The sequence below is a fragment of the Chromobacterium aquaticum genome, assembly GCF_021129195.1.
GTDB classification, from domain to species: domain Bacteria; phylum Pseudomonadota; class Gammaproteobacteria; order Burkholderiales; family Chromobacteriaceae; genus Chromobacterium; species Chromobacterium aquaticum.
Genome location: NZ_JAJOHW010000136.1, coordinates 1 through 12,217 on the forward strand (window position 1 = coordinate 1; position 12,217 = coordinate 12,217).

Sequence of the window (12,217 nt, forward strand, 5' to 3'; positions counted from 1 at the left end):
GCGCGGCACCAAGCGTGAAGATGTTGAGCGTGGCCAGGTACTGTCCAAGCCGGGCAGCATCACCCCGCACACCAAGTTCGGCGCTTCGGTATACGTGCTGAGCAAAGACGAAGGTGGTCGTCACACCCCGTTCTTCGCGAACTACCGTCCTCAGTTCTACTTCCGTACCACTGACGTAACGGGTGCCGTTACTCTGTCGGAAGGCGTGGAAATGGTAATGCCGGGCGACAACGTTGAAATCACCGTTGAGCTGATCGCACCGATCGCCATGGAAGAAGGTCTGCGTTTCGCCATCCGCGAAGGCGGTCGTACCGTCGGCGCCGGCGTTGTTGCCAAGATCATCGCTTAAGGATCGGAGAATCTAATGTCTAGCCAGAAAATCCGCATCCGCCTGAAAGCTTTCGATTACAACCTGATCGATCGCTCCGCTCAGGAAATCGTTGAAACCGCCAAGCGCACCGGCGCCGTTGTTAAAGGCCCGGTTCCGCTGCCGACCAAAATCGAGCGTTTCAACGTTCTGCGTTCCCCGCACGTGAACAAGACTTCCCGCGACCAGCTGGAAATCCGCACTCACCTGCGTCTGATGGACATCGTGGATCCGACCGACAAGACTGTTGATGCTCTGATGAAGCTCGACCTGCCGGCCGGTGTGGATGTGGAAATCAAGCTGCAGTAATCGCTTAAGTTCAAGGGTTTGCGAGCTAAGTGCTTGCGATTCTTGAATTTTCTGTGATACATTAGCGGACTCGCCATTTTGGCGAGTCCGTTTTTGTTTTTTCTGTCGTGTTTTTTATGCCGGTCAATCGTAATCGGCGCCTGAAAAAGGAAATAAACATGAGTTTAGGTCTTGTCGGTCGCAAAGTCGGCATGACCCGCATTTTTGCCGAAGATGGCGCAACCATCCCGGTAACTGTGCTGGACATGTCCGCTAACCGCGTCACGCAAATCAAAACTGCTGAAACCGACGGCTACAATGCCGTGCAGGTTACCTATGGCTCCAAAAAGGCCAGCCGTGTTGTTAAGGCTGCCGCGGGCCACTTCGCCAAGGCTGGCGTTGAAGCAGGTCTGGGTCTGGTCGAGTTTCCGCTGACCGCCTCCGATCTGTCCAACTTCAAGCCGGGCGATGCCATCGCTGTTGAGATCTTCACCGTTGGTCAACTGGTTGATGTAACCGGTACCTCCAAAGGTAAAGGCTTCTCCGGCGTGATCAAGCGTCACAACTTCTCTTCCAACCGTGCTTCCCATGGTAACTCGCGTTCGCATAACACGCCGGGTTCCATCGGTCAGGCGCAAGATCCGGGCCGCGTTTTCCCGGGTAAGCGCATGGCGGGCCAATACGGTAACGTCAAGAGCACCGTGCAGTGCCTGGAAATCGTTCGTGTCGATGCCGAGCGTCAACTGATTCTGGTTAAAGGTGCTGTTCCTGGCGCCAAGAACGGTGACGTTGTCGTTCGTCCTAGCGTGAAGGCAGGTGCGTGATGGAATTGAATGTAATCAATACCCAAGGCAAGGCTGTTGGCAGCCTGCAAGTGTCCGACTCTTTGTTCGGCCGCGAGTACAACGAAGCCCTGGTGCACCAGGTTGTTACCGCATTCCTGGCGAATGCTCGTAGCGCCAACCGCGCCCAGCTGACCCGTGCTGAAGTGAAGCACTCGACCAAGAAGCCTTTCCGTCAGAAAGGTACTGGTAACGCTCGTGCCGGTATGACTTCCACCCCGAACCGTCGTGGTGGTGGCCGTGCCTTCCCGAACAAGCCGGACGAGAACTTCACCCAGAAAGTTAACCGCAAGATGTTCCGTGCAGGCATGGCCGCGATTCTGTCGCAGCTGGTTCGCGACGAACGCCTGATCGTGGTTGACGAACTGAACGTTGAAAGCCCGAAGACCAAAGAATTCGTTGGCGCCGTTCAGCCCATGGGCCTGGAGCAGGCTTTGTTCATCACTAGCGAGCTGAGCGAAAACCTCTATCTCTCTTCGCGTAACCTGACGAACGTGCTGGTTATCGAAGCGGTTCAAGCTGACCCGTACAGCCTGTTGCGCTTCAAGAAGACCGTGATCACTCGCGACGCTGTGAAGCAACTTGAGGAGCAGTGGGCATGAACCAAGAACGTCTGTTGCAAGTAATTCTTGCTCCCATCGTTTCCGAAAAGAGCACCATGATTGCTGAGAAGAACCAGCAAATGGCGTTCCGCGTTGCTAAAGATGCGACCAAGCCGGAAATCAAGGCTGCTGTTGAAATGCTGTTCAATGTAAAAGTTGAAGGTGTTTCCACTGTCAATGTCAAGGGCAAGGTTAAGCGCTTTGGCCGTTCCATCGGTCGTCGCAGTGACTGGAAAAAGGCCTACGTTAGCCTGGTGGAAGGTCAAGAAATTGATCTGACCGCTACCCCGGCCGCAGCGGAGTAAGGAGATAGAGCATGCCTATCGTTAAGGTAAAACCGACTTCCGCGGGCCGCCGTGCCGTTGTCAAGGTAGTAAACCCTGACCTGCACAAAGGTGCTCCGCACGCCGCCCTGTTGGAAAAGAAATCTTCCACCGGTGGCCGTAATCACAATGGTCACATCACCACGCGTCATCGTGGCGGTGGCCATAAGAAGCACTACCGCATCATCGACTTCCGTCGCAACAAGGATGGCATCCCGGCTAAAGTGGAACGCATCGAATACGATCCGAACCGCACTGCCCACATCGCCCTCCTGTGCTACGCCGATGGCGAGCGTCGCTACATCATCGCCCCGCGCGGTGTGAAGGCCGGCGCTGAGCTGTTGTCCGGCGCGGAAGCTCCGATCAAGGCCGGTAACGCTCTGCCGATCCGCAACATCCCGGTGGGTACCACTATCCACTGCGTGGAAATGCAGCCTGGCAAGGGCGCCCAGATGGTTCGTTCCGCTGGTGCATCCGCAATGCTGCTGGCTCGCGAAGGCGCTTACGCTCAACTGCGTCTGCGCTCGGGCGAAATCCGCCTGGTGCATGTTGATTGCCGTGCAACTATTGGTGAAGTGGGTAACGAAGAGCACTCCCTGCGCAAGCTGGGTAAAGCTGGTGCTACCCGCTGGCGTGGTATCCGTCCGACCGTACGTGGCGTTGCCATGAACCCGGTTGACCACCCGCATGGTGGTGGTGAAGGCCGCACTGGTGAAGGCCGTGTGCCGGTTAGCCCGTGGGGTACTCCGACTAAGGGCTTCCGTACCCGTCGCAACAAGCGTACCGACAATATGATCGTACGCCGTCGCTATTCCAAAAAAGGGTAATTGACAATGGCACGTTCGCAGAAAAAAGGCCCGTTCGTTGATCTGCATCTGCTGAAAAAAGTAGATGCGGTGCGGGCAACCAGCGACAAGCGTCCGATCAAGACTTGGTCGCGTCGTTCGACCATCCTGCCGGATTTCATTGGTCTGACCATCGCTGTGCACAACGGTCGCACCCATGTGCCTGTTTATGTTTCCGAAAACATGGTCGGCCATAAACTGGGCGAATTCTCGCTGACTCGTACCTTCAAAGGCCACGCGGCCGATAAGAAGGCGAAGAAGAGATAAGGTGAAGCGATGAGAGTATCTGCAAATCTGAAAAGCGTTCGCCTGTCGGCACAAAAATGCCGCCTGGTGGCCGATCTGATCCGCGGCAAGTCCGTTGATCAGGCTCTGAATATCTTGGCCTTCTCCCCGAAGAAGGGCGCGGTAATCATCAAGAAAGTGCTGGAATCTGCCATCGCTAACGCCGAGCACAACGAAGGCGCCGACATTGACACCCTGCGTGTTACCGGCATCTTTGTTGACAAAGGCGCTAGTCTGAAGCGTTTCACTGCCCGTGCTAAGGGTCGTGGCAATCGCATCGAAAAGCAGACCTGCCACATCTCGTTGACCGTTGGCAATTAAGGGGTAAGAAATGGGTCAGAAGATTCATCCGACGGGATTCCGTCTTGCCGTTAACAAAAACTGGTCTTCCAAGTGGTTCGCGAATTCGCAGAACTTCCCGGAAATGCTGAAGCAGGATATCGAAGTTCGCGAATTCCTGAAAAAGCGTCTGGGTCACGCTTCGGTTGGCCGTGTGACCATCGAGCGCCCGGCTAAGTCCGCCCGCATCACCATCCACAGCGCCCGTCCGGGTGTTGTGATCGGTAAAAAAGGCGAAGACATCGAGCTGCTCAAGCAAGAACTGCAAAAGCGCCTGGGCGTTCCTGTGCATGTGAACATCGAAGAAGTTCGCAAGCCGGAACTGGACGCTCAAATCATCGCCGACGGCATCGCTTCCCAACTGGAGAAGCGCGTGATGTTCCGTCGCGCCATGAAACGCGCTATGCAAAACGCAATGCGCATGGGCGCTCAAGGCATCAAGATCATGAGCTCCGGCCGTCTGAACGGTATCGACATCGCTCGTAGCGAATGGTACCGCGAAGGCCGCGTGCCGCTGCATACCCTGCGCGCAGACGTAGACTACGCAACCTCCGAAGCCAAGACCACCTACGGGATCATCGGCATCAAGGTATGGGTATACAAGGGCGAGCTCAAGCCGGGTCAAGTTCAGCCGGCTCCGGTAGCGACCGAGAAGAAATCGAGAAAGGGTGCTCGAAATGCTGCAGCCAACTAGACTCAAGTACCGTAAACAGCATAAAGGCCGCAACACGGGTATCGCTACTCGTGGCAACAAAGTGAGCTTTGGTGATTTCGGTCTGAAGGCGGTTGGTCGTGGTCGTCTGACCGCGCGCCAGATCGAAGCTGCGCGTCGCGCGATGACCCGTCACATCAAACGTGGCGGCCGCATCTGGATCCGCATCTTCCCGGACAAGCCGATCACCTCCAAGCCTGCTGAAGTTCGTATGGGCGGGGGTAAAGGCTCTCCGGAGTACTACGTGGCCGAAATCCAGCCTGGCAAGATGCTGTATGAAATGGATGGTGTTTCCGAGGAACTCGCTCGCGAAGCTTTCCGTCTGGCCGCAGCCAAGTTGCCGATCGCCACTGTGTTTGTAACTAGACAGGTAGGTCAGTAATGAAAGCGTCCGAACTGAAAGCCAAAACTGTTGACGAGCTGAAGGCGGAACTGCTTAGCCTCTTGAAGGCCCAGTTTGCTCTGCGTATGCAGCACGCCACTCAGCAACTCGCCAAGACCTCTGAACTGAAGAAAGTACGTCGCGACATCGCTCGCGTGCGCACCGTTCTGAAAGAAAAGGCAGTTTAAGATGAGCGAAACCAAAGTGGTACGTACGCTGACCGGTACCGTAGTCAGCGACAAGATGGATAAGACCGTGACCGTGCTGGTCGAGCGCAAAGTAAAGCACCCGATCTACGGCAAAATTATCCGTCGTTCCAAGAAGTTCCACGCGCACGACGAGAACAACGAGTTCAAGGCCGGCGATATCGTTGTTATCAGCGAGTCCCGTCCGCTCTCGAAGACCAAGACGTGGGTGGTAACTGCCCTGGTAGAGAAGTCCCGCCAGGTGTAAAGACTTGCGGGGGGCGAAAGTCCCCTGTATAATGGCCATCTTCCTACTCCTATCGGGTAGGAGTTCCGCCCTTACGGGGTCCAAAACTGGCCGTTGGATACGCCACAGTTTCTGTGGCGTTTCGTCTGTTTGGTCTTGCTCTTATGCGAGAAACCGGCAGGTGAGAGTGACGGATAAAGTTGGATTAGAAAGGTAATCATCAAATGATCCAAATGCAGACCATGCTTGAGGTCGCTGACAATACAGGTGCGCGTCACGTTATGTGCATCAAGGTATTGGGCGGTTCCAAGCGTCGCTATGCAAGCGTAGGCGACATCATCAAGGTGACCATCAAGGATGCTGCTCCGCGCGGTCGCGTCAAAAAAGGCGACGTGTACAACGCGGTTGTGGTGCGCACTGCCAAAGGCGTGCGTCGTCCGGATGGCTCGTTGATCAAGTTCGACGGCAATGCCGCCGTCCTGCTCAACAACAAGCTTGAGCCTATCGGCACTCGTATCTTCGGGCCTGTTACGCGTGAACTGCGTACCGAGCGCTTCATGAAGATCGTTTCGCTGGCTCCTGAAGTACTGTAAGGAGATCGCATGCGTAAAATTCGCAAGGGTGATGAAGTCGTAGTAATCACCGGCAAAGACAAGGGTAAGCGCGGCACCGTACTGCGCGTTCTGGACGAGAAACTGGTTGTTGAAGGCGTGAATGTCGCCAAGAAACACCAGAAACCGAATCCGGTGCGTGGTGTTGCCGGCGGCATCGTTGAAAAGACCATGCCTGTTGACGCATCGAACGTCGCCATTTTCAATCCGGCAAGCCAAAAGGCTGACCGCGTAGGCTTCAAGGTTCTTGAAGACGGCCGCAAGGTACGCGTGTTCAAGTCCAGCGGCGAAGTCATTGGCGCGTAAGGAACAAAACATGGCACGTCTCTACGATTTCTACAAAGACACCGTAGTGCCTGAACTGATGAAACAGTTCGGCTACAAGTCGATCATGCAAGTCCCGCGCATTGAGAAGATCACTGTGAACATGGGTGTGGGCGAAGCCGTTGCCGATAAAAAGGTAATGGATTTTGCCGTGGGCGACCTGGAAAAGATCGCCGGCCAGAAGCCGGTTGTCACCACCGCTCGCAAATCCATCGCAGGCTTCAAGATTCGTGATCACTATCCGGTAGGTTGCAAGGTAACTCTGCGTCGCGAACGCATGTACGAGTTCCTGGACCGCCTGGTGACGATCGCGCTGCCGCGCGTTCGCGACTTCCGTGGTGTTTCCGCCAAGTCTTTCGACGGCCGCGGCAACTACAACATGGGCGTTAAAGAACAGATCATCTTCCCGGAAATCGAGTACGACAAGATCGATGCTCTGCGTGGTATGAACATTACTGTTACCACCACCGCGAAGACTGACGAAGAGGCCCGCGCTCTGCTGGCCGCGTTCAAGTTCCCGTTCAAGGGTTAAGCACATGGCAAAACTTGCACTGATTCAGCGCGAAGAGAAGCGTGTCAAGCTGGCTGCAAAATTTGCTGCCAAGCGCGAAGCCCTTATCGCGACTATCAACAATCAAAGCCTCTCGGAAGAAGAGCGCTTTGCAGCCCGCCTGCAACTGCAGCAGCTGCCGCGCAATGCTTCCCCGGTTCGCCAGCGTCGTCGCTGCGCCATCACCGGTCGTCCGCGTGGCGTATTCCGCAAATTCGGTCTGGGTCGTAACAAGCTCCGTGAAATCGCTCTGAAGGGCGAAATTCCGGGGGTTGTGAAGGCCAGCTGGTAATAGGAGACACATAAATGAGCATGCACGATCCTATTTCCGATATGTTGACCCGCATCCGCAACGGCCAAATGGCTTCCAAGGTGGCAGTTTCCATGCCGTCTTCCAAGCTGAAAATTGCGCTGGCGCAGGTGCTGAAAGACGAAGGCTACATCGAAGACTTCGCCGTTGCCGGCGAAGAGAAGAAGCCTGTTCTCGATATCCAGCTCAAGTACTATGCTGGCCGTCCGGTGATTGAGCGCATTGACCGCGTTTCCCGCCCTGGCCTGCGTGTGTACAAGGGCTCCACCGAAATCCCGAAAGTCATGAATGGCTTGGGCGTGGCTATCCTGTCCACCTCCAAAGGCGTTATGACTGATCGTAAAGCACGCGCAGCCGGTATCGGCGGCGAGTTGCTGTGCGTCGTGGCTTAAGGGGGTCAAATGTCTCGCGTAGCTAAGAATCCCGTAGCCATTCCGGCTGGCGTCGAAGTGAAATTCGGCGCTGCAGAAGTGACTGTCAAGGGCGCCCTGGGCACCCTGAGCACCGCTCTGTGCGAAGAGGTAGATGTCAAGCTGGACAACGGCCAACTGACATTCGCCGCCAAGAACGACAGCAAGTTCGCACGTGCCATGTCCGGCACCCTGCGCGCGCTGCTGAACAATATGGTGACCGGCGTGTCCAAAGGCTTCGAGAAGAAGCTGCAGCTGGTAGGCGTGGGCTATCGTGCCCAGGCTCAAGGCGACACCCTGAACCTGTCTCTGGGTTTCTCTCACCCGGTGGCTCACCAAATGCCGGAAGGTATTAAGGCCGAGACCCCGACTCAGACCGAGATCCTGATCAAAGGCGCCGACAAGCAGCGCGTTGGCCAGGTCGCAGCCGAAATCCGCGCTTACCGCGCTCCCGAGCCGTATAAAGGCAAGGGCGTTCGTTACGCCGATGAGGTTGTGGTTCTGAAAGAAACCAAGAAGAAGTAAAGAGGCACTGATATGGACAAGAAACAAGCTCGACTCCGCCGCGCACGTAAAACCCGTGCCCGGATCGCGGAGCTCAAGATGGTGCGTCTCACTGTGTATCGCACCAATAGCCACATTTATGCCCAGATCGTTGATGAGACCGGCAGCAAAGTACTGGCCAGCGCTTCTTCGCTGGAAGCCGATGTACGCGCTGATCTCAAAAATGGCGGCAACGTGGCAACTGCAGCCGTGATCGGCAAGCGCATTGCTGAAAAAGCAAAAGCTGCTGGCATCGAGAAAGTTGCTTTCGACCGCTCTGGTTTCAAATACCACGGTCGCATGAAAGCGCTGGCTGACGCCGCTCGCGAACACGGTCTCGTATTCTAATTCGGAGTGAAGAATGGCTAAGCACGAAACGGAAGATCGTGGCGACGGTCTGGTCGAGAAAATGATCAGCGTCAACCGCGTCACCAAAGTGGTTAAAGGCGGCCGTATTATGGCTTTCTCCGCCTTGACCGTGGTTGGTGATGGCGATGGCGGAATCGGCATGGGTAAGGGCCGTTCCAAGGAAGTTCCGGTTGCCGTTCAAAAGGCAATGGAACAGGCTCGCCACAATATGGTTAAGGTTCCGTTGAAAAACGGCACTTTCCACCACACTGTGGTTGGCAAGCACGGTGCTACCACCGTATTCATCCAGCCCGCTAAAGAAGGTACCGGTGTGAAAGCCGGCGGCCCGATGCGCGCTATCTTTGATGCTATGGGTGTTCATAACGTCTCGGCCAAGATTCATGGTTCCACCAACCCGTACAACGTGGTGCGTGCAACCCTGGATGGTCTGAGCAACATCAACACCCCGGCGCAAATCGCCTCCAAGCGTGGCCTGAGCGTCGAGGACATCCTGGGGGTGAGCCATGAGTAACGCCAAGACTGTAAAGGTCACTCTGGTAAAGAGCCTGATCGGTCGCCTGGAGTCTCACAAGGCTTGCGCCCGTGGTCTGGGTCTGAAGAAAATTCGCCAGACTGTTGAAGTGCTCGATACCCCTGAAAACCGTGGCATGATCAACAAGATCAGCTACTTGTTGAAATTCGAGGGCTAAGAGATGCTGCTGAACACTGTACAGCCGGGTGCCGGCGCCAAGCATGCCAAGCGCCGTGTAGGCCGTGGCATCGGCAGCGGCCTGGGCAAGACTTGTGGCCGCGGTCACAAAGGTCAGAAGAGCCGTGCAGGTGGTTTCCACAAGGTTGGTTTCGAAGGCGGTCAAATGCCGCTGCAACGTCGTCTGCCGAAGCGCGGCTTCAAGTCGCTGAACGCAGGCAAGGTTGCCGAGATTCGCCTGTCCGAACTGAACCTGCTGCCGGTTGATGAAATCGACCTGCTCTCTCTCAAGCAAGCTGGTCTGGCTTCCATCCAGGCGACTTCCGCCAAGGTGGTTCTGTCCGGCAAGATTGAGCGCGCAGTAAAACTGCGCGGCGTTGGCGTAACTGCCGGCGCGCGCGCCGCCATCGAAGCTGCCGGCGGCAGCGTAGAATAAGGCAATAATCTGTGGCGAATACTTCTCTAGTGGCAAATGCCAATAAGTTTGGTGATCTCAAGCGTCGAATCTGGTTCCTGATTGGTGCCCTGATCGTTTATCGCATCGGTGCTCACATTCCGGTTCCGGGTATCAACCCTGCCGAGCTAGCGAAGTTGTTCCACTCATCGCAGACGGGCCTGCTCGACATGTTCAACATGTTCTCGGGCGGCGCCCTCTCGAGATTCACGGTGTTTGCCATTGGCATCATGCCGTATATCTCGGCCTCCATCATTCTTCAGCTTGCCTCCGAGGTTCTTCCGAGCCTCAAGCAGCTGAAGAAGGAGGGCGATGCGGGACGTCGTAAGATAACCCAGTACACACGTTACGCCACCGTTCTGCTCGCGACTTTCCAAAGTTTCGGCATTGCGGTGATGCTGTACAAGCAGCCTAACCTGGTGGTGACTCCGCAGTGGGAGTTCTACCTGACGACAGTCGTATCGCTGGTAACCGGCACCATGTTCCTCATGTGGCTGGGCGAGCAGATCACCGAGCGCGGGATCGGCAATGGTATTTCGCTGATCATCTGCGCGGGTATCGCCGCTGGCGTTCCGGCTGCGATAGGCAAGACCTTGACTCTGACCAGTCAGGGTTCTTTGCCCATCCTGTTTGCCGTCGTGCTGTTTGTCGGAGTGATCCTGGTGACCTATGTGGTGGTCTACGCTGAGCGTGGCCAACGCAAGGTCCTGGTGAACTACGCCAAGCGCCAGGTCGGTAATCGCGTCATGCAGGGCCAGAGCACGCATCTGCCGCTCAAGCTCAACATGGCGGGGGTGATTCCGCCGATTTTCGCGTCCAGCATCATCCTGTTCCCGGCCACCGTTCTCGGCTGGTTTGGTCAGGGCGAGCACATGGGCTGGTTGAAGGGCATCGCAGACAAACTGCATCCCGGTCAGCCTATCTATGTGCTGCTGTATGCGGCGGCCATCGTCTTCTTCTGCTATTTCTACACGGCGTTGGTTTTCAACCCGAAGGAAACGGCGGACAACTTGAAGAAGAGCGGTGCCTTCATCCCGGGTATTCGTCCAGGTGAGCAGACTTCCCGTTATATCGAGAAGATCATTCTGCGGCTGACGCTGATTGGTGCGATCTATATCACACTGGTCTGCTTGCTGCCGGAGTTCCTGATCCTGAAGTGGAACGTTCCGTTCTACTTTGGTGGCACATCGCTGCTGATCATCGTGGTGGTGACCATGGACTTCATGGCGCAGGTACAGTCTTACGTGTTGTCGCATCAGTACGAGAGCTTGCTGAAGAAGGCCAACTTCAAAGGCAATGCGCTCACGCGCTGACAACTTGAGCTCGCGCTGGGTTATTGGCTAAGGAAGACACCATCCAGATGCATTGCAAGATTCCGGAGTCCGCTTCGGAGTTTTGCTTGTGAATGGACACGTGGTAACCGGGTAGTTCAGGCGGGATGCGCTTGCGAAGGCAGGCGCGCCCGGTCTGGATAGCGGTCAGGAGCTAAGGGGCTGAGCCCCGGAAGTCCGGCCGGTGCCCGATAGTGTTCCGTGCGAAATAACGCACTTGCTCTTTTAGAGGATTGAAAGGAACTGACATGCGAGTACAGCCTTCGGTAAAGAAGATTTGCCGCAACTGCAAAATCATTCGTCGCAATCGCGTAGTTCGCGTGATCTGCACGGATCCGCGTCACAAGCAAAAACAAGGCTAACATTTGTTAGACCTGGATTTGCGTGATACAATCGCAAACTTTTCAAGGTCTTAAGGCTTAAGGAAAGAGTATGGCCCGTATTGCAGGGGTAAACATCCCCAATCATGCGCATGCCGTTATCGGCCTGCAGGCAATTTTCGGCATCGGTCAGACTCGCGCCCAGCAGATTTGTGCTGCTGCCAGCGTGAACCCTTCCACGAAAGTGAAGGATCTGACTGACGCTGAAATGGAAACTCTGCGTGATGAAGTGGCTAAGTTCACCGTTGAAGGTGATCTGCGCCGTGAAGTCACCATGAGCATCAAGCGTCTGATGGACATGGGCTGCTATCGCGGCTTCCGCCATCGTCGTGGCCTGCCGTGCCGCGGTCAGCGCACTCGCACTAACGCTCGTACCCGTAAGGGACCGCGTAAGGCGATCGCCGGCAAGAAGTAATTAATAGGAACAACAGATAATGGCTAAAGCAAACACAGCAGTTCGTGTACGCAAGAAAGTGCGCAAGTCTGTTAGCGAAGGCATCGTGCACGTGCACGCTTCGTTCAACAACACCATCATCACGATCACCGACCGTCAAGGCAATGCATTGTCTTGGGCTACCTCTGGCGGCGCTGGTTTCAAGGGCTCGCGCAAGAGTACACCCTTTGCTGCTCAGGTAGCAGCAGAGCACGCTGGTAAAGTTGCCCAAGAATACGGTGTGAAGAACCTCGAAGTTCGTATCAAGGGCCCGGGTCCGGGTCGTGAATCCGCTGTTCGCGCACTCAACGCGCTGGGTTTCAAGATCACCAGCATCTCCGACGTGACGCCGGTACCGCACAACGGTTGCCGTCCGCCCAAAAAACGTCGTATCTAA

The 12,217-nt window shown here is 55.7% G+C and carries 26 protein-coding genes; all 26 read left to right on the forward strand.

Annotated features, from left to right (window positions below):
* A partial coding sequence (locus LQT98_RS19260) for an EF-Tu C-terminal domain-related protein (RefSeq protein WP_456237134.1) occupies positions 1-349 on the forward strand: 349 nt, incomplete at its 5' end.
* Between the two features lie 15 nt (positions 350-364).
* Positions 365-676, forward strand: a complete 312-nt coding sequence (gene rpsJ, locus LQT98_RS19265; protein WP_011137734.1) for a 30S ribosomal protein S10 — start codon at positions 365-367, stop codon at positions 674-676.
* A gap of 158 nt (positions 677-834) precedes the next feature.
* A complete protein-coding gene (gene rplC / locus LQT98_RS19270; RefSeq protein ID WP_107797928.1) occupies positions 835-1,479 on the forward strand; it encodes a 50S ribosomal protein L3 in 645 nt (214 codons plus the stop codon).
* On the forward strand, positions 1,479-2,099 hold the full coding sequence (rplD, locus tag LQT98_RS19275; protein ID WP_048413700.1) for a 50S ribosomal protein L4: 621 nt from the start codon (positions 1,479-1,481) through the stop codon (positions 2,097-2,099). Before rplC ends, rplD begins: the two co-directional genes overlap by 1 nt.
* Positions 2,096-2,404, forward strand: a complete 309-nt coding sequence (gene rplW, locus LQT98_RS19280) for a 50S ribosomal protein L23 (RefSeq protein WP_019100830.1) — start codon at positions 2,096-2,098, stop codon at positions 2,402-2,404. Before rplD ends, rplW begins: the two co-directional genes overlap by 4 nt.
* 11 nt (positions 2,405-2,415) lie before the next feature.
* Positions 2,416-3,249 (forward strand): 50S ribosomal protein L2, encoded by an 834-nt coding sequence (gene rplB / locus LQT98_RS19285; protein ID WP_231464410.1) that lies wholly within the window; start codon positions 2,416-2,418, stop codon positions 3,247-3,249.
* Between the two features lie 6 nt (positions 3,250-3,255).
* Positions 3,256-3,534, forward strand: coding sequence for a 30S ribosomal protein S19 (rpsS, locus tag LQT98_RS19290; RefSeq protein WP_019099947.1), 279 nt, complete (start codon positions 3,256-3,258; stop codon positions 3,532-3,534).
* Positions 3,535-3,543: 9 nt separating this feature from the next.
* Positions 3,544-3,873, forward strand: a complete 330-nt coding sequence (gene rplV / locus LQT98_RS19295; RefSeq protein ID WP_019099946.1) for a 50S ribosomal protein L22 — start codon at positions 3,544-3,546, stop codon at positions 3,871-3,873.
* 10 nt (positions 3,874-3,883) lie between these two features.
* Complete coding sequence (gene rpsC, locus LQT98_RS19300; RefSeq protein WP_043594108.1) at positions 3,884-4,585, forward strand: 30S ribosomal protein S3; 702 nt, start codon at positions 3,884-3,886, stop codon at positions 4,583-4,585.
* Entirely contained in the window at positions 4,569-4,985 is a 417-nt protein-coding gene (rplP, locus tag LQT98_RS19305) for a 50S ribosomal protein L16 (RefSeq protein WP_019101458.1), read from the forward strand. Before rpsC ends, rplP begins: the two co-directional genes overlap by 17 nt.
* Entirely contained in the window at positions 4,985-5,173 is a 189-nt protein-coding gene (gene rpmC / locus LQT98_RS19310; RefSeq protein ID WP_011137725.1) for a 50S ribosomal protein L29, read from the forward strand. The genes rplP and rpmC overlap by 1 nt, the downstream gene beginning before the upstream one ends.
* Position 5,174: 1 nt before the next feature.
* Positions 5,175-5,438, forward strand: a complete 264-nt coding sequence (gene rpsQ / locus LQT98_RS19315) for a 30S ribosomal protein S17 (RefSeq protein WP_043594104.1) — start codon at positions 5,175-5,177, stop codon at positions 5,436-5,438.
* A 203-nt stretch (positions 5,439-5,641) separates the two neighbouring features.
* Positions 5,642-6,010, forward strand: coding sequence for a 50S ribosomal protein L14 (gene rplN / locus LQT98_RS19320; protein WP_019104491.1), 369 nt, complete (start codon positions 5,642-5,644; stop codon positions 6,008-6,010).
* Between the two features lie 9 nt (positions 6,011-6,019).
* Positions 6,020-6,334: a 50S ribosomal protein L24 gene (rplX, locus tag LQT98_RS19325; RefSeq protein WP_043579388.1), complete on the forward strand. Its 315-nt coding sequence runs from the start codon at positions 6,020-6,022 to the stop codon at positions 6,332-6,334.
* 10 nt (positions 6,335-6,344) lie between these two features.
* On the forward strand, positions 6,345-6,884 hold the full coding sequence (gene rplE, locus LQT98_RS19330; protein WP_019104493.1) for a 50S ribosomal protein L5: 540 nt from the start codon (positions 6,345-6,347) through the stop codon (positions 6,882-6,884).
* Positions 6,885-6,888: 4 nt separating this feature from the next.
* Positions 6,889-7,194 (forward strand): 30S ribosomal protein S14, encoded by a 306-nt coding sequence (gene rpsN / locus LQT98_RS19335; protein WP_081546296.1) that lies wholly within the window; start codon positions 6,889-6,891, stop codon positions 7,192-7,194.
* A gap of 14 nt (positions 7,195-7,208) precedes the next feature.
* Complete coding sequence (gene rpsH / locus LQT98_RS19340; protein WP_048411921.1) at positions 7,209-7,604, forward strand: 30S ribosomal protein S8; 396 nt, start codon at positions 7,209-7,211, stop codon at positions 7,602-7,604.
* A gap of 9 nt (positions 7,605-7,613) precedes the next feature.
* Positions 7,614-8,147 carry a 50S ribosomal protein L6 gene (gene rplF, locus LQT98_RS19345; RefSeq protein WP_048411920.1) on the forward strand — a complete coding sequence of 178 codons (534 nt, stop codon included), beginning with the start codon at positions 7,614-7,616 and terminating at the stop codon, positions 8,145-8,147.
* Positions 8,148-8,159: 12 nt separating this feature from the next.
* Entirely contained in the window at positions 8,160-8,513 is a 354-nt protein-coding gene (gene rplR, locus LQT98_RS19350) for a 50S ribosomal protein L18 (RefSeq protein ID WP_048411919.1), read from the forward strand.
* 13 nt (positions 8,514-8,526) lie between these two features.
* A complete protein-coding gene (gene rpsE / locus LQT98_RS19355) occupies positions 8,527-9,045 on the forward strand; it encodes a 30S ribosomal protein S5 (RefSeq protein WP_043594101.1) in 519 nt (172 codons plus the stop codon).
* Complete coding sequence (rpmD, locus tag LQT98_RS19360) at positions 9,038-9,223, forward strand: 50S ribosomal protein L30 (RefSeq protein WP_011137715.1); 186 nt, start codon at positions 9,038-9,040, stop codon at positions 9,221-9,223. The genes rpsE and rpmD overlap by 8 nt, the downstream gene beginning before the upstream one ends.
* Positions 9,224-9,226: 3 nt before the next feature.
* Positions 9,227-9,658: a 50S ribosomal protein L15 gene (rplO, locus tag LQT98_RS19365; RefSeq protein ID WP_019102768.1), complete on the forward strand. Its 432-nt coding sequence runs from the start codon at positions 9,227-9,229 to the stop codon at positions 9,656-9,658.
* A gap of 11 nt (positions 9,659-9,669) precedes the next feature.
* A complete protein-coding gene (secY, locus tag LQT98_RS19370; RefSeq protein WP_048411918.1) occupies positions 9,670-10,989 on the forward strand; it encodes a preprotein translocase subunit SecY in 1,320 nt (439 codons plus the stop codon).
* Positions 10,990-11,255: 266 nt separating this feature from the next.
* The gene (gene rpmJ, locus LQT98_RS19375; RefSeq protein WP_011137711.1) at positions 11,256-11,369 is read left to right on the forward strand and encodes a 50S ribosomal protein L36; all 114 of its coding nucleotides are present in this window, start codon (positions 11,256-11,258) and stop codon (positions 11,367-11,369) included.
* Between the two features lie 70 nt (positions 11,370-11,439).
* Positions 11,440-11,802 carry a 30S ribosomal protein S13 gene (gene rpsM, locus LQT98_RS19380; protein ID WP_048411917.1) on the forward strand — a complete coding sequence of 121 codons (363 nt, stop codon included), beginning with the start codon at positions 11,440-11,442 and terminating at the stop codon, positions 11,800-11,802.
* A gap of 19 nt (positions 11,803-11,821) precedes the next feature.
* The gene (rpsK, locus tag LQT98_RS19385) at positions 11,822-12,217 is read left to right on the forward strand and encodes a 30S ribosomal protein S11 (RefSeq protein WP_008955659.1); all 396 of its coding nucleotides are present in this window, start codon (positions 11,822-11,824) and stop codon (positions 12,215-12,217) included.